Genomic DNA, 18,855 nt, shown 5'->3' on the forward strand with positions numbered 1-18,855 from the left:
GACTGACACACTGCAATCGCGGGCAAGCCCCTCCCACATGTTTAAACCGCGTTACGCCAGCTCAGCGCGCAGTTGACGCGCCGCGGTGACCATATGAACCAACGCCGCTTCTGTCTCCGGCCAGCCGCGGGTTTTCAAACCGCAATCCGGGTTGACCCACAGGCGCTCGGCCGGAATCCGCTGGGCGGCCTTGCGCAGCAAGTTGGCCATTTCCGACGCATCCGGCACGCGCGGCGAGTGGATGTCGTAGACGCCCGGGCCGATGTCATTGGGGTACGCGAACGCTTCGAACGCGTCCAGCAACTCCATGTCCGAGCGCGACGTCTCGATGGTGATCACGTCGGCGTCCATTGCCGCGATGGACTCGATCACATCGTTGAACTCGCTGTAGCACATGTGCGTGTGGATCTGGGTTTCGTCACGCACGCCGCAGGCGCACAGGCGGAACGCTTCACTGGCCCAGTCCAGGTAGTGTTGCCACTGCGCCCGGCGCAACGGCAAGCCTTCACGGAACGCCGCTTCGTCGATCTGCACGATCTTGATGCCGGCCGCCTCCAGGTCAACCACTTCGTCACGAATCGCCAGCGCCAGTTGACGCGCCTGCACTTCGCGGCTCACGTCTTCGCGCGCAAACGACCACATCAGCATGGTCACCGGGCCGGTCAGCATGCCCTTCATCACCTTGCTGGTCAGGCCTTGGGCGTAGCGGATCCACTCCACGGTCATGGCTTTGGGGCGGCTCAGGTCGCCGAAGATTACCGCCGGTTTCACGCAGCGCGAACCGTAGCTCTGCACCCAACCAAAGCGGGTGAACACGTAGCCGTCCAGTTGTTCGGCGAAGTACTCGACCATGTCGTTTCGTTCGGCTTCTCCATGCACCAACACGTCCAGGCCGAGGTTTTCCTGCACTTGCACGGCGTGCTTGATCTCGCTGTGCATCGCTTCGACGTACTCGGCTTCGCTCAACTTGCCGGCCTTGTATGACTGGCGCGCCAGGCGGATCGAGGCAGTTTGCGGGAACGAACCGATGGTGGTGGTCGGCAACAGCGGCAGGTTCAGGCCGGCACGTTGCTGCTCGATACGCTGGGCAAACCGCGACTGGCGCTGACTGTCCTTGGCGGTGATCGCCGCCACGCGGGCTTGTACGGCAGGTTTGTGAATTCGCGTTGAAGCCGCGCGAGCCGCTTGCACGGCGCGGCTCTGCGCCAACGCGGCGCGTACATTCGGCGCCTGCGGCGCGTTGACGGCCTGGGCCAGCACCGCCACTTCCGCGCACTTCTGCACGGCGAAGGCCAGCCAGCTTTTCAGCTCGGCATCCAGCGTGTCTTCGCGGCCCAGGTCGACCGGGCTGTGCAGCAGTGAGCAAGACGGCGCCACCCACAAACGATCACCCAACTTTTCATGTGCGTGCTGCAAGGTCGCCAAGGCTTTTTCCAGGTCGCAGCGCCAGACGTTGCGGCCATTGACCACGCCCAGGGACAACACTTTGTAAGCCGGCAGGCGATCAAGAATGGTCGGGTACTGCTCCGGTGCACGCACCAGATCGATGTGCAAGCCATCGACCGGCAGGTTGGCGGCCAGGCCGAGGTTTTCTTCCAGACCACCGAAGTAGGTGGCCACGAGCTTTTTCAGCGGGTCGCGCTGGATCAGGTTGTAGGCGCGCTCAAAAGCGTTTTTCCAGTCTTGCGGCAAGTCCAGAACCAGGATCGGCTCGTCGATCTGCACCCACTCAACGCCCAGGTCAGCCAGGCGCTGAAAGATCTGGCCGTACAGCGGCAGCAGGCGGTCAAGCAGGTCCAGCTTGTCGAAGTCACCGCCCTTGGCCTTGCCCAACCACAAGTAGGTCAGCGGGCCGATGACGACCGGCTTGACGTTGTGGCCCAGGTCACGGGCTTCCTTGACCTCTTCAAACAGCTGCTCCCAACCCAGGTGGAATTGCTGGTCAGCACTGAATTCAGGCACCAGATAGTGGTAGTTGGTATCGAACCACTTGGTCATTTCCTGGGCGTGGGCACCGCCGCAGCAGTTGTCGCTGACGCCACGGGCCATGCCGAACAGCGTGTGCAATGTGGCTTGGCCGTCGGCTGGGCGGAAGCGCTCAGGGATCACGCCGAACATCAAGGAATGAGTCAGGACCTGGTCGTACCAGGCGAAATCGCCGACCGGCAACAGCTCGATGCCGGCCTGCTTCTGCAACGCCCAGTGAGTGTTGCGCAGGTCACGGCCAACGGCGCGCAGGCCGGTTTCGTCGAGTTCGCCCTTCCAGAACGCTTCCTGCGCTTTTTTCAGTTCACGATCGCGTCCAATGCGCGGAAATCCCAGGGAATGAGCGACTGCCATGACTTACAACTCCGATGTCGATATTTGATGGCAGCCATTGTCGACACCCACTCATCGTGAGACAAACTCATTCTATTCCAGATGATCACAAGATTCGTTCATGTTGAAGCGACGTGGAGATAGAACGCGTGAAACATGAAATACGCACACGCCGCCAACGCCAGTCCCATGCAGCGGTTGAACCACGTGAACGTCGTCGCCCCGCTGATCCTGCGTCCTAACATGGCGCCCAACAAGGCGTACACCCACGGCGCGCCGACCGCGCCCAGCCCCAGCAAAGCCGAAACCCCGGCGATGGACGCCCCGGTAATATGCGCCGCCGGCAACATCACGCTGGTAATCGGCAAGACCGCCACGATGCCCTTGGGGTTAAGCAACTGAATCACCAGGCCATTCCAGAACGTGAGGGCCTTGCCAGGCGTGCTTGAAGTTTCTTCAACCACCGTGCGGGCAGTGAACACCTGGTAGGCGAGGTACAGCGTGTACACCCCGCCGACCAGCGAGATATACGGCAGCGCCGCCTGGGAAATGATCGCCTCGCCGGTGTAGCCAAACAGCACGAACATCAACAGCATCGCGCAGCCCACACCGAGGTAGAACCCGCTGGAGCGACGGAATTTGCCGGTAAGCCCGGCGTTCAGCCCCATCAGGTTCACAGGGCCGGGGCTGTACATGACGCTAAAGGCGTAGAGGAAAATGTCCATGGAGAAACCTGCCGTAGAAGAAGTCCGGCGAGTCTACTGAGGCGCTTTGCGCTGAATCTTGTACGTTTGTGGTTCACCCTGTGGCGAGCGGGCTTGCCCCGCGTTGGGCTGCGCAGCAGCCCCGATAAGAGCGCCGCATTCAGTCAGGCACATCGCGCCAGCCGGGTTCAGGGCGGCTTCGCCCCCCAACGCGGGGCAAGCCCGCTCGCCACAAGAGGCCCGCTCGCCACGCAAAGTCGATTTGCCACAAGCGCCCTGCTCACCCCAGCAACTCATTCACCCTGGGCGTGGCGCGCTGGAATAAACTGTGGCGGTATTTACTGGGAGGCACAAAAACATGGATGCAGTGACCCAAGGCAGTTGCCTGTGCGGCGCAATCAGTTATCAGGTGTCGACCCCTTTGAAGGCGGTCACCCACTGCCACTGCAAAAAATGCCAAAAAGCGCACGGCGCGGCGTTCGCCACGTATGCCAGCGCCCCTCGGTCAGCCGTCAGTATCAACGCCGCTGCGGATGTGCTTCGACGCTATGAATCTTCAGCGGGCGTCACTCGCCAATTCTGCTCGCGGTGCGGATCATCGCTGTTCTGGTCTGACGCCCATGGACGTTTTCCAGAATGGATATCCGTCGCAGTCGGCACCCTCGATAGCCCTTTTACTGCGCACAAGCAGACGCACAGCTGCATTGAATCCAGAGCTGCGTGGTTTTGCGGAGAAACTGTGTGACCCACGCCAGCGAAGACATTGCGATACGCAAACTGGAAGAGCTTCCCGAGCAGATCCACGCGCTGCAAGCGCAGGCTGTCGCCGAAGGGTTCAGGTTCCTGACGCGGCTTATCAGCGAATGGGAAAACCGTACGAATCGGTTTGATCAGCCGGGTGAATGCCTTTTCGGTGTGTTTCGCCACGGCCAGCTGATTGGCGTCGGCGGTGTGTCCTGTGACCCCTATGCAGGTCCTGGGGTCGGTCGGCTACGCCGGGTGTACATCGCGCCCAGCATGCGCGCGCAGGCAATTGGCAAAGCCTTGGTCAAACGGCTATTGGCGCACGCGGCGGCGCATTTTCAGGAAGCACGGCTCACTACCGATACGCCGCAAGCCGCGCAGTTCTATCTGCGTTGCGGTTTTCAACGTATCGATAACGACCACGCGACGCACGTAATGTCACTGATCGCGCTGAAAGCACGGGCCTCAAAAGCGCCATGAGGCACCGTGCATCGCGCACTTACAGCAACGGAATCGAATAACTCACAAACACCCGATTCTGATCCTGGTCGCGCGCCACTTCACTGCGCGACACGCCGTTGCGCCAGCCAAAGCCGACGTTTTTGAACGTGCCGCTCTGCACCACGTAATCCAGGGAGATGTCCCGTTCCCATTCGCTGGCAGTGTTGCCGGCGGTGGTGAGGATATGGTCGCCTTTCAAATACATCACCGACGCCTTCAGGCCAGGCAGGCCCAGCGCGACAAAGTCGTAGGCGTATTGCGCAAAGGCGGTGCGTTCGCCGGCCTGGATGAAGGTTTGCACGGTGCGGTCGGTGTAAAGGTACAGGCTCGAACCGCCCTCGCCTTTGTTGACCAGGCCACCCTGGTTGAGTTGGGCAAAGTTGCTGTCGTCGGAAACTTGCTGGTAACCCGCGGTGATCGCGTGCGGGCCCAGCGAGTAAATGAACGCGGAGCTCCAGGTGTTGTTGTCGATTTCGCCGTTGCCCTTCCGGGTATAGCCGCTGAATTTATACCCTTCGGCACGCCCGGCGGCAGTGCTGTTCTTGCCGTCGGAGGTGGTGTTGAAATAACGCAGGTCGGTTTTCAATGAGCCGTAGTCGCCCAACGGCAATACATGGATCAACCCGGCAAAGTGCTGTTGGTAATAGTCTTCGAGGTTGGCGTAGTAGTACTGGACCAGCAGGTCCTTGTTCACTTGGTAGTCGAAACCTGCGTAGTTGAATTTATTGCTCTCTTGCGTGCCACCCGCGGCCGCCAGGCCACTGCGATCGCTGGAGCCACGGCCGGTGGTGTGTTGCAGCTGGCCACCGATCAGCGTCAGGTTGTCGATGTCTTTGCTGGTGACCTGCGCGCCCTCGAAGGATTGCGGCAGCAGGCGGCCATCGTTGCTCACCAGGATCGGCAAGTTCGGGCGCAGGTAGCCGTAGCGCAGTTCGGTTTTGGCAAAACGCGCCTTGGCCGTCGCGCCACCGCGCGCCCATCTGTCGGCTGCCTTGCCGTCATCGGTGGGGATCATCGAGCTGCCCACGTGGCGGCCAGCGCCGCTGTCGAGGGTTACGCCGAGCATGCCGACCGCGTCCAGACCAAAACCGACGGCACCGTCGGTAAAGCCCGACTGGTAGTTGAGGATAAACGCCTGGCCCCACTCTTCGGTCTTCGACGGTGCGGCGGCGCCGTCGCGGTTATCGTTATTGAAGTAGAAGTTGCGCAGGCCCAAGTTGGCTTTGCTGTCGCTCAAAAAATCAGCCGAGGCCAAGGGGCTCAGGGCAATACCCAGGCCGCCGGTTAATACACTCAGTACATTCAAAGTAGCTTTCATCAGGACGAACTCCGGCGCGGAATCCAGGTTCCGGGCGCGTAAAAAGGGCAGCAGGATGCACGCGACCAACTTAGGTTGGCCGCCGCGTTAACCAACGTTTAAGTGCTTAGTTGAGTGAAGTGAACCTCCGTAAAACCTCAGTCAATCAATCCATGAGCGTCATAAAACGGATACGGCCCCGGGTAGTCCCCGAACACGCCGTTGTGGCTGATCAACCCGTGCCGTGCATCCCAGCGGTGCAGCAGGTAGCCGGCCGGCTCCAGGTTGAAATGCGCAGGCGCGGCGTCTTGCAGGTCAAGCACGATCTGGTGCGAAGTGCCGGGGCACACGCAACTCAGGCTGCCGCCAAAACGCCGTTGCATCGGGCGGTGCAAATGCCCGCACAACAGGCGCTCCACGTGTGGGTGACGAGCGACAACGCGCTCCAGGGCGGCGGCGTTGATAAAGGGTTCGCGGTCCATATGGCCGATGCCGCTGCTAAACGGCGGGTGATGCAGGATCAGCAAGGTTGGTGCCTCGGGGCGCAGCGCCAATTGCGCGTCGAGCCACTGCAATTGGCTGTCGAGCAGTTGGCCGCCGTGACCACCGGGAATGGTTGAGTCCAGGCCGATCAAGCGCAACGGATGCTCATCCACGACCCAATCCAGCGGGCCGTCTGCCGACGTCGGCAGATAAGCGTGATCGCCGAACGCATCCAGTAACGGCCCGCGCGTGTCGTGGTTGCCGGGCACCAGGTAGCACGGCATGTGCAGGCGCGCCAACTCCGGGTGCAGCACGGCGTATTCATCGGCGCGGCCAAAATCCACCAGGTCGCCGCTGATCACTACGATATCGGGCCGTGGGTAACTGGCGTTCAGATGGTCGACGGCGCGGCGCAGTGCGCCCAAGGTATCGACCACCCCATAGGTCAGGCGGTTACCGGCTTTAAGGTGCAGGTCGCTGATCTGCGCAACAAGAAACGGACGGTTCAAAATAAGCTCTCACGCATTCAGGGTGAACACCACGTGCGGCGCGATTGCCAGGGCAATCGGCGCGCCGACGCGGTGCAGTTGGTTGTCGCTGCTGTCCACCAGCAGCGGTTGCGAGCCGCCCACATCCACCAGCAGGCGGCTTTGTGCGCCCTGAAAGAACTGCGCGACCAGATGGCCGTGCAGGTGCCCTTCGTCTTCCATCACGCGCAGGTGTTCGGGCCGGCAGTACACGGTGCTCGGTAAGCCGGCGCCGTGCCACGGCAGTTCGCCGCCGCAGACTTTCAGGCCGTGGGCAGTCCGCGCCAGCACAGAGAAGGCATTGAGGTTGCCGACGAAGCCTGCGACAAACGCATTGGCCGGTTGCTGGTAGATCTCCCGAGGGCTGGCCAGTTGCGCGATACGCCCCTGCTCCATCACCAGGATGCGGTCGCCCAGCGCCATGGCTTCGCCCTGGTCGTGGGTGACGAACACCGAGGTGATGCCAAGCCCGCGCAGCAGTTGATCCAGCTCGCTGCGCAGGCGCTCGCGCAATTGCGCATCCAGGGCGGCCAGCGGCTCATCGAGCAACAGCACTTTGGGACGCGGCGCCAGCGCGCGGGCCAAGGCCACACGCTGACGCTGGCCGCCCGACAGTTCATGGATGCTGCGTTTGCCGTGGTGTTGCAAACCCACCAGTTCCAACAGTTCCTCGCAGCGCTTGTCGCGCTCAGGCGCCGGCACGCCGCGAATCTTCAGGCCGTAGACGATATTGCCGGCCACATCCAGGTTGGGAAACAGCGCGTAATTCTGAAACACCATGCCCACATCACGGCGCTCGATGGGCAGGCGCGTGACGTCTTGATCGCCGAAAAACACCTGGCCGACGTCCGGGCGTTCCAGGCCGGCAATCAGGCGCAAGGTGGTGGTTTTGCCACAGCCGGACGGGCCGAGAATTGCCAGGGTTTCGCCGCCTTCGACGCTCAGGTTCAGGTCATGCACGGCCACGGTGCCGTCGGCGAATGCCTTGCGACAGCCTTGCAGGCGAATAGTGATAGCGGTCATCGACGCTCTCCACGGGACAAACGAGCACTGATGGCCTGCAACGCAATCAGCAGCGGCACGATCATCAGCAAAAAGATAAGGGTGTAGGCGCTGGCGATTTCCAGACGCGCCGAGGCGTAGCTGTCGGCCAAACCCACCGGCAGCGTCTTGGTCATCGGCGTGTGCAGCATCCAGGTCAGGTTGAACTCACCCAGGCTCAGGGTGACCACCATCAGCACGCCGGCCAGAATGCCCGCCCGGCAATTGGGCACCACCACGCTGAAAAAGCGCTTGATCGGCCCCGCGCCAAGGCTGGCGGCAGCCTCTTCCAGCACCGGCAGTTGCTGACGTTGCATCACCGCCATCACCGGGCGCACCAGGAACGGCAAGGTGAACAGCACATGGCCGACAAGGATGAACAGCCAACTGCTGCGAAAGCCGCCGAATTGGCCGTAGGTCAGCAGCAACGCCAACGCACTGGCCAAACCCGGCATCGCCACCGGCAGCACCATCAGCTCTTCGAAGGCGCGGCTGAAGCGGTTGTTCATGCGCACCAAGGCATAGGCCGCCGGCACGCCGACCACGCACACGCACACTGCACAGGCCAGGGCCAGTTGCAGCGACAGCCACACCGTGGGCGAATAGGCCTGCCACACCTGCACCAGCCAGTCGAAGGTCAAGCCGCTGGACAGGCCGACGAAGAAATTACGCGTCAGCCCGGCCAGCAACGACATCAACACCGGCACCAACATGAAGGCACACACCAGCAGGGTAAACAGCAGTTGCACCACAAACAGCGATGAGCGCTTCACAGGACCGTCCCCGCGTTTTTCACCAGGCGTCACGTGAGCAGCAACACCGCCCAGGTCACCGCACCGAGCACCACCGACAGCGCGGCGGCAACGGCAAAGTTGGCGTAGTTGGTGAACACGTTGTAGATCGCCACGGGCGTGACATTCAGCCGCGTGCCCAAGGTAAAGGCGGTACCGAACGCGCCCATGGACGTGGCAAAACAAATCGCCCCGCACGAGGCCAACGCAGGCGCCAGCCCCGGCACGATCACGTCGCACACCACGCGCCAATGCCCGGCGCCCAGTGAGTGCGCGGCTTCCTCCAGGCTGCGGTCGAGGCTTTCGCACGCGGCCATCACCGTGAGGATCACCCGCGGGATCGAGAAGTACAGGTAGCCGACAAACAACCCCGCCAGCGAGTACGCGAAAATCCAGCGCTCACCGGCCAGTTGCAGGCCCAGGGCCGCAAACAGGCCTTGGCGACCGGCTAACAGGATCACCAGAAAGCCCACCACCACGCCAGGAAACGCCAATGGAAAGGTGAGCAATGCCACCAATGCCGAACGCCCGAAGAACTGCTGACGTGCGAGAAACACGCCGCTGATGCCGCCGATCAGTAACGCGGTGAGCGTCACTAACACGGCCAGCACGCAGGTCTGCGCCAGGCTGCCCAGGTACTGCGTGCTGCTGAGCACCTGCCAATAGCCGCTGCCGTTGCTGTCGCGGCGCTCGGTGCCCAGCATGATCAAATGCGCCAGCGGCAACAGCCAGAACGCGAACAGCACCGCAAACGCCGGGGCCAGTGCCCAGGCGGCATGTTTTGCCGAGGTTGCCACTTACTTGACCTCGCTCAGGTAACGGGCGGCGAAGGCTTCCTGCACAGCGGCCATTTTTTCGTAGTCCACCACGCCAGCGCGGGCGTAGTCGCTGTCGGGCAGGAACTGCGCGGCGACGTCGGCCGGCATTTTCATTGCGCGCACCGGGCGCAGGTAGGCCTTGGCCCACAATGCCTGGCCTGCATCGGAGAGCACGAAATCGAGGACCTTTTCAGCGTTGGCGCGGTGCGGCGCGTTGGCCACCAGGCTCATCACGTACGGCACGCTGATGCTGCCTTCTTTGGGGATCACGAAGGCAACGTTGGCGTTGTCCTTGTAACGCGCGCGGTAGGCGTTGAAGTCGTAGTCCACCAGAATCGGCAGCTCACCGGACAGCACCCGCGCATAGGCGGTTTGCTTGGGCACGATGGGCGCGTTTTTGGCGAGCTTCTGGAAGTAGTCGATGGCCGGGGCGAAGTTATCCAGGTCGCCGCCCAAGGCGCGGTTGATCGCCACGGCGGAGACGTAGCCGACAAACGCGCTGGACGGGTCGAGGTAACCGACCATGCCTTTGTACTCAGGCTTGAGCAGGTCGGCCCAGCTTTGCGGCACCGGCAAACCGCCCAGCGCATCGACATTGACCATGATGCCCAAGGTGCCGGAGTGAATCGCAAACCAGTGGCCCGCCGGGTCTTTCAAACCGGCCGGAATCTGCTCCCAGCCTTTGGGCTTGTAGGTGCCGACCACGTCGGCTTTTTGCGCCTGCAAGCCGAAGGTCACGCCGTAATACACCACGTCGGCCACCGGCGCGGCTTTCTCCGCCACCAACTGCGCCAACGACTGCCCGGAGTTCTTGTTGTCGAGCGGCACCTGCACGCCGGTATTGGCGGCGATGGCCTTGAGTTGGCTGCCCCAGTCGGCCCAGTCCGGCGGGCAGTTGTAGCAAATCGCGGTTTCGGCGGCCTGGGCCAGGCTGGCCATGCCGCACAGCAGCACGGCTGCCAGGGTTTTACTGAACGCGCGCATCAGGTGTCTCCTCAAAGGGTTGAGTGCTGTCGCCGGGCCGGATATGGCACGGCAGGCAATGGGAAATCGGGGCGTTGCCGGCGATCTGCGCCAGCAATTGGTCAATCACCGTGCTGGCCAGCAGGCCGATGGGCTGCACCACGCTGCACAGCGTCGGGTGCATCTGGGTGCCGAGGGCGATGCCGTCAAAGCCCATCACCGAGAGTTGCTCGGGCACATTCCAGGCGTTGCGGCGCAACTCGGCGATCAGGCTGATGGCCAGAAAATCGTTGGAACACACCAGCGCGGTCGGCGCCTGCGGGCCTTGGAGGAACGGCTCGATTGCCGCGAACTCGGCCTGGGTGTGAGCCGGCATTTCAATCACCGCGCGGCTTTTAAGCCCGTACTCGCGCATCGCGTCGCAATAACCGGCGTAGCGCAGGCGCGCACGGTCGGACTGCAACGCGGGGCCGGCGACCATGCTGATGCGCCGGTGCCCGGCTTCGAGCAAATAACGCGTGGCCAGGGCCATGCCCGCGCGGTTGTCGACCGACACGGCGCTGTAGCTGGGGTTGCTGGGTTGGTGATAAGCCAGCACGAACGGCGTTTGTTCGCTGGCAAGGCTGTTGAGCACGCTATTGCTTTCGGCATCGGTGACCGTCAGCACCAGCCCGTCGACGCGCTGGCGCAGCAACTCTTCCACCACAATGCTTTCGCGTTCGCTGCTGTAGTCGGTGGTCGCCAGCAGCAGGCTATAGCCACGCAGCCGGGCGGCACGCTCCATGGCCTGGAACTGTTCGGCAAACACCGGGTTAAGCAGGTTGGGCACCACCACGCCAATCAGCTGGGTGGTTTGCAGGCGCAGTTGGCGGCCGAGCAGGTTCGGCCGAAAGCCCAGCTCGCGGGCGGCGGCGAACACTTGCTCACGGGTCGCCGGGCGCACCTGGTCGGGGGAAGCAAAGGTGCGGGCGGCGGTGGCGCGGGATACCCCGGCCAGCTGCGCAACGTCTTTCAGGTCAGTCATGGTCACTCGCTTGAGATCGATCTCATTGGCGAGGACAGTAACGGCGGAATGTGGCAGTAGCGTGGTGCCAAGATGACGGTTTGATGGCAGCGCCCCCGTGCTAAATGTGGGAGGGGGCTTGCCCCCGATAGCGGTGGGTCAAAAAAGAACACGCTGGCTGACACACCGCAATCGGGGGCAAGCGCCCTCCCCCATCAGATCGGTGTGTAGCCACAGATAGTCATACTCCGCGGGTATGCTTGGAAACCGGCGCAGCAAAATCCGCCCGCTAACCTTTCGATCTGATCCAAGTGCGGGCACAATGCGTGTCCTTTTTTGGCAGGCACCGCCGCAGGCTCTCAAAAATGATCAAAACGCCGTACTACCTCATCGATAAACAGAAACTTCTGGTCAACATGCAGAAGATTGCTTACGTGCGCGAACAGTCCGGCGCCAAGGCTCTGCTGGCGCTCAAGTGCTTTGCCACCTGGTCGGTGTTCGACCTGATGCAGCAATACATGGACGGCACCACCTCGTCGTCGCTGTATGAGTTGAAGCTGGGCCGCCAGAAGTTCGAAGGCGAGGCGCACGCCTACAGCGTGGCCTGGGCCGACGATGAAATCGAAGAGATGCTGGAGAACTGCGACAAGATCATCTTCAACTCGATCAGCCAGCTGCAGCGCTTTGCCGAACGCAGCGAAGGCAAGACCCGTGGCCTGCGCGTCAACCCACAGGTGAGCAGCTCCGACTACCTGCTGGCCGACCCGGCGCGCCCATTCAGCCGTTTGGGCGAATGGGACCCGGTGAAGATCGAAGGCGTCATCGAGCAGATCTCCGGTTTCATGTTCCACAACAATTGTGAGAACGGCGATTTCAGCCTGTTCGACAAGATGCTCGGCACCATCGAAGAACGCTTCGGCGCGCTGCTGCACAAGGTCAAGTGGGTCAGCCTCGGCGGCGGCATTCACTTCACCGGCGAAGGCTATGCCATCGACGCGTTCTGCGCCCGTTTGAGAGCGTTCTCCGAGAAGTACGGCGTGCAGGTTTACCTGGAACCGGGAGAAGCAGCGATCACCAACAGCGCTTCGCTGGAAGTCACCGTGCTCGACACCCTTTACAACGGCAAAAACCTCGCCGTGGTCGACAGCTCCATCGAAGCCCACCTGCTGGACCTGCTGATCTATCGCCTCAACGCCAAGCTGGCGCCGAGCGAGGGTGAACACACTTATATGGTGTGCGGCAAATCCTGCCTGGCCGGGGACATCTTCGGCGAGTATCAATTTGATCGTCCGCTGGCCATCGGCGATCGGCTGTCGTTCATCGACACCGCGGGCTACACCATGGTCAAGAAAAACTGGTTCAACGGCCTGAAAATGCCGTCCATCGTAGTGAAACAACTCGACGGTACTGTCGAGGTGGTTCGTGAATTTGGTTACGACGACTACCTGTCCAGCCTTTCGTAAGCTGGCGGATAAAGGAGAGATAAAGCAATTGAAAAAGAACGTTCTTATCATTGGTGCAGGAGGTGTCGCCAAGGTGGTGGCCCACAAGTGCGCGCAGCACAACGACGAACTCGGTCGTATTGCTATCGCGTCGCGCAACATCTCCAAATGCCAGGCCATCATCGACAGCGTCAAGGCCAAGGGTAGCCTCAAGGTGCCCGCCGACATCCAAGCCTTCGCGCTGAACGCCCTGGACGTGGAAGCGACCAAGGCCCTGATCCGCGAGACCGACTCGCAGATCGTCATCAACGTAGGTTCCGCCTTCCTCAACATGTCGGTGCTGCGCGCCTGCATCGATACCGGCGTTGCTTACCTTGACACCGCCATCCACGAAGAGCCGGGCAAGGTCTGCGAGACCCCGCCGTGGTACGGCAACTACGAATGGAACCACCTGCAAGAGTGCAAACAGAAGAACATCACCGCCATCCTTGGCGTGGGCTTCGACCCGGGTGTCGTCAACGCGTATGCCGCACTGGCGCAGCAACAGCATTTCGACCGCATTGATTCGATCGACATTCTCGACGTCAATGCCGGCAGCCATGGCAAATACTTTGCCACCAACTTCGACCCGGAAATCAACTTCCGCGAATTCACCGGACAGGTGTGGAGCTGGCAGAACAGCCAGTGGACCAGCAACACCATGTTCGAAGTCAAACGCACCGACGACCTGCCGGTAGTCGGTTCGCAAAACCTGTACCTGACCGGCCACGATGAAGTGCACTCGCTGTCGAAAAACCTCGACGTGCCCAACGTGCGTTTCTGGATGAGCTTTGGCGAACACTACATCAACGTGTTCACCGTGTTGAAAAACCTCGGCCTGCTCTCCGAAAAACCGGTCAAAACCGCCGAAGGCCTGGAAGTGGTGCCGTTGAAAGTGGTCAAGGCCGTACTGCCCGACCCGTCTTCGCTCGCCCCTGGCTACACCGGCAAGACCTGCATCGGCGACCTGGTCAAAGGCAGCAAAGATGGCCAGCCGCGTGAAATGTTCATCTACAACGTGGCCGATCACGAAGAAGCCTTTGCTGAAACGGACAGCCAGGGCATCTCCTACACCGCAGGCGTACCACCGGTGGCCGCAGCGCTGCTGGTGGCACGTGGCGAGTGGGACGTGAAGCACATGGCCAACGTCGAGGAGCTGCCGGCTGAGCCGTTCCTCAAAGCGCTGGACGTGATGGGCTTGCCGACTCGGATCAAAGACGAGAACGGTGACCGTGCGTGGGATGCGATTGCCTGAACAGGCGATTGCTGACTGAACAAAAAAATGCGCCCTTGGGGGCGCATTTTTTGTTTGGGCATATACAGACCCGCAATCCAATGAAGATTCAAAATGTGGGAGCGGGCTTGCTCGCGAATGCAGGGTGTCAGTCAACATATTCGGCACCGACACTCCGCCTTCGCGAGCAAGCCCGCTCCCACATTTTAATTTGTGGCTGTTATTCCCCAGTGGCTTGGCGCACGCAAGCATCGAACAAACACCGCACTGTGTGGGAGCTGGCTTGCCTGCGATGGCGATGGACCGGCCAACATAGCCTTCACCGCAAGACCGCTATCGCAGGCAAGCCAGCTCCCACAGTAGATTTGCAGTGGATTTGAGAGGTCGAGTTATTCCAGATTTCTGGCCGAGTTGCTCAGCGCCCGCGAGCACTGCAACAACGCCGGTGCCAGCTGTTTCTCGGCATCTGCCCTACTCCACCGACTGGTCGGCGCCACCACGTGCACTGCCGCCACCGGCCGGCCATTGGCGCCGAGCACCGGCGCGCCGATGGTCATGTCGCCCAGGAACAGTTCCTGGCCGTTCACCGCATAACCCTGTTCCCGCACCTGTTGCAGCGACTCAAGAATCTGGTCGACTTCAGTCAGCGTCTGGCTGGTGTGGGCAATGCGCTGGCTGCTCTCAATCAACACCAACGCCTCATCCGTCGGCAACGCGCTCAAATACGCGCGCCCCGAGGCCGTGCAATACATCGGCACCCGCGAGCCAATCGGCATGTGCACCGGCACGAAGCCCGCGCTGACAAACCGCGCGATGTAGGTCATGTCGTAGCCCGCAGGCTCGGTCAGGCACGAGGTTTCGCCGGTCAAGCGCGTCAACTCAGACAGAAACGGGTTGGCCACCTCAATCAACGAATGCGCATCCAAATAACTGAAACCCAACTCCAGCACCCGCGGTGTGAGTTGGTAATGCCGTGTGCGCGAGTGTTTCCGAAGGTAACCCAGGCTCTCGAGGGTAAACACCATGCGCTGAGCCGAACTTTTGGTCATGCCGGCGGCCTCGGCCACCTCTGCAAGGCTCATGCTGCGGCGCTGGGCGCTGAATGCCTTGAGCACCGACAGGCCTTTTTCCAGGGATTGGTTGTGCAAGCTGTTGCGTTCTTCAGACATGGCGGACTCACGGTCAGGTCGATCAGGCGTGGCGATATTCTTACCTCAGATCACAAAAATAGACCACCAAATATCGCATATCGATACGAGCGATTCAGTTTGTCGATTTTACAACCCAACATACGATTTATTTGAATCGAAATGGCACAGAGCTTGCGGTTTCATCAGCAACCGCTTGCGGTACTGACGATCCGTTTTCCTTCTGGAGTAACCCGATGAACAGTCTTTCGCCCTTGTTTCGCCGCCTTGCCTTCGGTCTTTGCGCCGCGCTCTGTGTCAGCGCCGTGCACGCAGAGAGTGCGTCCTCGTACAAAGTCGGTGCAACGGCCAGTGGCTCGCCGTTTACCTTCCTGGATATCAAGAGCAACAGCATTCAAGGCGTAATGGTCGATGTGGCCGAGGCCGTCGGCAAGGCTGGCGGGTTTACCAGCCAGATCGAACAGACCAACTTCGCCGCGCTGATCCCCTCTCTCACCTCCGGCAAGCTCGACTTCATCGCCGCCGGCATGCTCAAGACCGCAGAGCGCACCAAAGTCGTCGACTTCAGCGCTCCGGTGTATGCCTACGGTGAAGGCCTGATCATCAGTGCCGACGACAACACCGCCTACCCCGATCTCACACCACTCAAGGACCAAGTGGTCGGCGTGCAAGCCGGCACGGTGTTCTACGACCAACTCAACAAGCTCGGCATCTTCAAGGAAATCCGCACCTACGACTCCATCGGCGAGATGGTCCGCGACCTGTCCTTGGGCCGCATCAAGGCGGCGGTCGGCGACCAGCCGGTCGTCGCCTACCAGATCCGCCAGAAGCTGTTCAAAGGCGTGAAACTCGCCCCCGACTACACACCCACCAACGTCGGCGAAGTGTGCCTGGTGGTACGCAAAGGCGATGCGCAAACCCTCGAGCGCCTGAACACCGCGATCGCCAGCATCAAGGCTGACGGCACGCTCGACGCCATCCTCAAGAAGTGGGGGCTTGATACCCAGGTGCGCCCATGAACCCGGCTGAATTCCTGCAAAACGCCCAGGACTTTTTGCCGATCCTGCTGCAAGGCGCGTGGGTGACGATCCAGATCACCGTGCTGTCGTTCCTGCTCAGCAGCGCGATTGGCTTGGTGTTGGCACTGCTCAAGTTGTCGCCGATACGCGCGTTGTCGTGGGCGGCCAGCACCGTGATCAACGTGATCCGTGGTCTGCCGATCATCGTGCAACTGTTCTATATCTACTTCGTGCTGCCGGACATGGGCGTGCACCTCACCGCGTTCTACGCGGGCGTGATCGGCATGGGCATCGCCTACTCGGCGTACCAGGCGGAGAACTTTCGCACCGGCATCATTGCCGTCGAACAAGGCCAGCGCGAAGCCGCCGAAGCATTGGGCATGCGCTCGGTGCTGATGATGCGCCGGGTGATCCTGCCGCAAGCCTTCCGTATCGCCTTGCCGCCCTACGGCAACACCCTGGTGATGATGCTCAAGGACTCATCCCTGGTGTCGACCATCACCGTGGCCGAGATGACCCGCCAGGGCCAGTTGATCGCCTCGTCGACCTTCCAGAACATGACCGTCTACACCCTGGTTGCCCTGCTCTACCTGCTGATGAGCCTGCCGCTGGTGTACGGCCTGCGCCGGATGGAACAGCACTTGGGCCGGAGGAAAAAAGCATGATCGCGATACGCCAACTGCAAAAACATTACGGCAGCCACCGCGTGCTGCACGGCGTCGACCTCGATGTAGCCAAGGGCGAAGTAGTGTGCCTGATCGGCCCGTCGGGCTCGGGCAAATCCACCCTGTTGCGCTGCATCAACGCGCTGGAAGCCTACGACGGCGGCGTTATCACGGTGTTTGGCGAAACCGTGCAGCGCGGCAGCAAGAGCGTGCACGCCCTGCGCAGCCGCATGGGCATGGTGTTCCAGCGTTTCAACTTGTTCCCGCACCGCACGGTGCTGGAAAACGTGATGGAAGGCCCGGTGTACGTCAAAGGCGAGCCACTCAAACAAGCCCGCGAAGAAGCTCTGGTGCTGCTGGAAAAAGTCGGCCTGAGTGCCAAGGCCGACGCCTACCCGGAACAGCTCTCTGGTGGCCAGCAACAACGCGTGGCCATCGCCCGCGCCTTGGCGATGAAACCCGACGCCATGCTGTTTGACGAACCCACCTCGGCACTGGACCCGGAGCTGGTCGGCGATGTGCTGGCGGTGATGCGCACCCTGGCAGATGAAGGCATGACCATGATCGTGGTCACCCACGAAATGGGTTTTGCCCGCGAAGTGGCCGACCGCGTGTGCTTTCTGCACGGCGGCTACATCGTCGAAAGCGGTGCGGCCGAGCAAGTACTCGGCGACCCGCAACACCCACGCACCCAGGATTTCCTGCGGCGCGTGCTGCACCCCACCGGCAATACGCGGAGCCTGTCATGAAGTCTTTATGGTCAGCGACTGCACCCTCGGTGCTGCCGACACCGGCGTTGAGTGAGTCGGTGAAGGTCGATGTGGCGATTGTGGGCGCGGGTTACACCGGCCTGTCGACCGCCCTGCACCTGGCCGAGCGCGGCGTCAACGTGTGCGTGCTGGAGGCCAACGAGCCCGGCTGGGGCGCATCGGGCCGCAATGGTGGGCAGGTCAACCCGACGCTCAAATACGACCCCGAACAGTTGATGCAGATGTACGGGCCGGAACGTGCCGAACCGTTGATTTCCACGGTATCGAATTCGGCGGACCTGGTATTCAAGTTGATCGAACGCCATCGCATAGATTGCGCGCCGGTGCGCAAAGGCTGGATGCAGGTGTCGTACACGCAAAAAGGCGTGGCCGGGCTGCACGCTCGAGCCGATCAATGGGCGCGTCGCGGCGTACCGGTGCAGCGCTTGGAAGCACGTGACGTGGCGGCGCGTATGGGCAGCGAGGCCTTTGCCGGCGGCTGGCTGGATGGCCGCGCCGGGGCGATTCAACCGTTGGCGTATGCGCGTGGGCTGGTGGGCGCGGCGTTGGCGGCGGGTGTGCAAATTCATGGCCACAGCGCCGTGACGGGGTTGCAGCACCAGGGTTCGGGTTGGCAATTGCAGACAGTTTCTGGCGCACAGGTCACGGCCGATCAGGTGCTGCTGGCTACCAATGGCTACAGCGGCAACCTGTGGCCGGGCATGGCACAAAGTATCTTGGCGGCGAACAGCTTTATTGTCGCCACAAAGCCGTTGAGCGGGCGTGCGGCTGACAGTATCTTGCCGGGGCAGGAAACCGTGTCCACCGCGCAAAGGCTGCTGCTGTACTTTCGCAAGGACAGCCATGGCCGCTTGCTGATGGGCGGGCGCGGCCTGTTCAACGACCCCACATCACCCGCCGATTTTGCGCACCTGGAGCGCTCGCTGGCGTTGCTGTTTCCACAATTGGGGCCGCTGGAGTTTGAGTACCGTTGGGCCGGGCGTATCGCAATCACCCGCGACTTCATGCCCCACGTTCACCAACCGGCGCCGGGGCTGACGCTGGCATTGGGGTGCAATGGGCGTGGGATCGCGCTGTGTACCAGCCTGGGGCAGCAATTGGCCGGGCGTTTGTGTGACGGCAGCGCGGATTTCGCTTACCCGGTGACGCCATTACAGCGTTTGCCGTTGCATGGGTTGCAGCGCTTTTACATTGGAGCGGGCGTGGCTTGGTATAGCTTGTTGGACAGGTTGAACATCAGTTGACGGCCCAGACAGTCTAGAAAACTGTCAACTCTCACAGGTTACCGAACCCGCAAAATCCGTTAGCTTCGCCAGTCGAGAGTCAATCATCGATTGGCTTACCCAC

General features: G+C 61.5%; 18 protein-coding genes. 8 read left to right on the forward strand and 10 right to left on the reverse strand.

From position 1 onward, the window contains the following. Positions 1-51: 51 nt before the first annotated feature. Both metE and L8K08_RS12740 read right to left on the reverse strand, forming a co-directional pair. A complete protein-coding gene (gene metE, locus L8K08_RS12735) occupies positions 52-2,340 on the reverse strand; it encodes a 5-methyltetrahydropteroyltriglutamate--homocysteine S-methyltransferase (protein ID WP_242197369.1) in 2,289 nt (762 codons plus the stop codon). A gap of 98 nt (positions 2,341-2,438) precedes the next feature. Further along, on the reverse strand, positions 2,439-3,044 hold the full coding sequence (locus tag L8K08_RS12740) for a LysE family translocator (RefSeq protein WP_242197372.1): 606 nt from the start codon (positions 3,042-3,044) through the stop codon (positions 2,439-2,441). Between the two features lie 337 nt (positions 3,045-3,381). Here L8K08_RS12740 and L8K08_RS12745 point away from each other — a divergent pair, with 337 nt between their 5' ends. Together L8K08_RS12745 and L8K08_RS12750 are read left to right on the forward strand one after the other, a co-directional pair. Next, positions 3,382-3,768 carry a GFA family protein gene (locus tag L8K08_RS12745; RefSeq protein WP_242197376.1) on the forward strand — a complete coding sequence of 129 codons (387 nt, stop codon included), beginning with the start codon at positions 3,382-3,384 and terminating at the stop codon, positions 3,766-3,768. Next, the gene (locus L8K08_RS12750) at positions 3,765-4,247 is read left to right on the forward strand and encodes a GNAT family N-acetyltransferase (protein ID WP_242197379.1); all 483 of its coding nucleotides are present in this window, start codon (positions 3,765-3,767) and stop codon (positions 4,245-4,247) included. Before L8K08_RS12745 ends, L8K08_RS12750 begins: the two co-directional genes overlap by 4 nt. 19 nt (positions 4,248-4,266) lie before the next feature. Here the strand turns inward: L8K08_RS12750 and L8K08_RS12755 are convergent, their stop codons facing one another. The 7 genes from L8K08_RS12755 to L8K08_RS12785 all read right to left on the reverse strand — a co-directional run bounded on the left by L8K08_RS12755 (position 4,267) and on the right by L8K08_RS12785 (position 11,212). Beyond that, complete coding sequence (locus tag L8K08_RS12755; RefSeq protein ID WP_242197382.1) at positions 4,267-5,586, reverse strand: OprD family porin; 1,320 nt, start codon at positions 5,584-5,586, stop codon at positions 4,267-4,269. A 137-nt stretch (positions 5,587-5,723) separates the two neighbouring features. Then, entirely contained in the window at positions 5,724-6,557 is an 834-nt protein-coding gene (locus L8K08_RS12760) for a phosphodiesterase (RefSeq protein ID WP_242197386.1), read from the reverse strand. A gap of 9 nt (positions 6,558-6,566) precedes the next feature. Further along, positions 6,567-7,598 carry an ABC transporter ATP-binding protein gene (locus tag L8K08_RS12765; RefSeq protein WP_242197389.1) on the reverse strand — a complete coding sequence of 344 codons (1,032 nt, stop codon included), beginning with the start codon at positions 7,596-7,598 and terminating at the stop codon, positions 6,567-6,569. After that, positions 7,595-8,389, reverse strand: coding sequence for an ABC transporter permease subunit (locus L8K08_RS12770; protein WP_242197392.1), 795 nt, complete (start codon positions 8,387-8,389; stop codon positions 7,595-7,597). Before L8K08_RS12770 ends, L8K08_RS12765 begins: the two co-directional genes overlap by 4 nt. A 29-nt stretch (positions 8,390-8,418) precedes the next feature. Then, positions 8,419-9,204, reverse strand: coding sequence for an ABC transporter permease (locus L8K08_RS12775; RefSeq protein ID WP_242197395.1), 786 nt, complete (start codon positions 9,202-9,204; stop codon positions 8,419-8,421). Continuing rightward, positions 9,205-10,209, reverse strand: coding sequence for an ABC transporter substrate-binding protein (locus tag L8K08_RS12780; RefSeq protein ID WP_242197398.1), 1,005 nt, complete (start codon positions 10,207-10,209; stop codon positions 9,205-9,207). Continuing rightward, entirely contained in the window at positions 10,193-11,212 is a 1,020-nt protein-coding gene (locus tag L8K08_RS12785) for a LacI family DNA-binding transcriptional regulator (protein WP_242197402.1), read from the reverse strand. The genes L8K08_RS12780 and L8K08_RS12785 overlap by 17 nt, the downstream gene beginning before the upstream one ends. Before the next feature lie 344 nt (positions 11,213-11,556). On the opposite strand from L8K08_RS12785, the gene L8K08_RS12790 reads away from it, so the two are divergent. Continuing rightward, positions 11,557-12,654, forward strand: coding sequence for a carboxynorspermidine decarboxylase (locus L8K08_RS12790; protein WP_242197405.1), 1,098 nt, complete (start codon positions 11,557-11,559; stop codon positions 12,652-12,654). Positions 12,655-12,682: 28 nt separating this feature from the next. Then, on the forward strand, positions 12,683-13,927 hold the full coding sequence (locus tag L8K08_RS12795) for a saccharopine dehydrogenase family protein (RefSeq protein WP_145164524.1): 1,245 nt from the start codon (positions 12,683-12,685) through the stop codon (positions 13,925-13,927). A 368-nt stretch (positions 13,928-14,295) separates the two neighbouring features. Here L8K08_RS12795 and L8K08_RS12800 read toward each other — a convergent pair whose 3' ends face one another. Beyond that, positions 14,296-15,075 (reverse strand): IclR family transcriptional regulator, encoded by a 780-nt coding sequence (locus L8K08_RS12800; protein ID WP_145164526.1) that lies wholly within the window; start codon positions 15,073-15,075, stop codon positions 14,296-14,298. 215 nt (positions 15,076-15,290) lie between these two features. Between L8K08_RS12800 and L8K08_RS12805 the strand changes: the two genes are divergently transcribed. The 4 genes from L8K08_RS12805 to L8K08_RS12820 are packed head-to-tail and all read left to right on the forward strand — an operon-like array spanning position 15,291 to position 18,752. Beyond that, entirely contained in the window at positions 15,291-16,073 is a 783-nt protein-coding gene (locus tag L8K08_RS12805; RefSeq protein ID WP_242197408.1) for an ABC transporter substrate-binding protein, read from the forward strand. Further along, entirely contained in the window at positions 16,070-16,738 is a 669-nt protein-coding gene (locus L8K08_RS12810; RefSeq protein WP_083358110.1) for an amino acid ABC transporter permease, read from the forward strand. Before L8K08_RS12805 ends, L8K08_RS12810 begins: the two co-directional genes overlap by 4 nt. Beyond that, on the forward strand, positions 16,735-17,487 hold the full coding sequence (locus L8K08_RS12815) for an amino acid ABC transporter ATP-binding protein (protein WP_242197411.1): 753 nt from the start codon (positions 16,735-16,737) through the stop codon (positions 17,485-17,487). The genes L8K08_RS12810 and L8K08_RS12815 overlap by 4 nt, the downstream gene beginning before the upstream one ends. Next, positions 17,484-18,752 (forward strand): FAD-binding oxidoreductase, encoded by a 1,269-nt coding sequence (locus tag L8K08_RS12820; protein ID WP_242197414.1) that lies wholly within the window; start codon positions 17,484-17,486, stop codon positions 18,750-18,752. Before L8K08_RS12815 ends, L8K08_RS12820 begins: the two co-directional genes overlap by 4 nt. The last annotated feature ends 103 nt before the right edge of the window (positions 18,753-18,855 follow it).

Origin of the sequence: Pseudomonas sp. TREG-RG-20F-10-E-6-01 (genome assembly GCF_022662455.1) — a bacterium.
In the GTDB taxonomy this organism is placed as follows: domain Bacteria; phylum Pseudomonadota; class Gammaproteobacteria; order Pseudomonadales; family Pseudomonadaceae; genus Aquipseudomonas.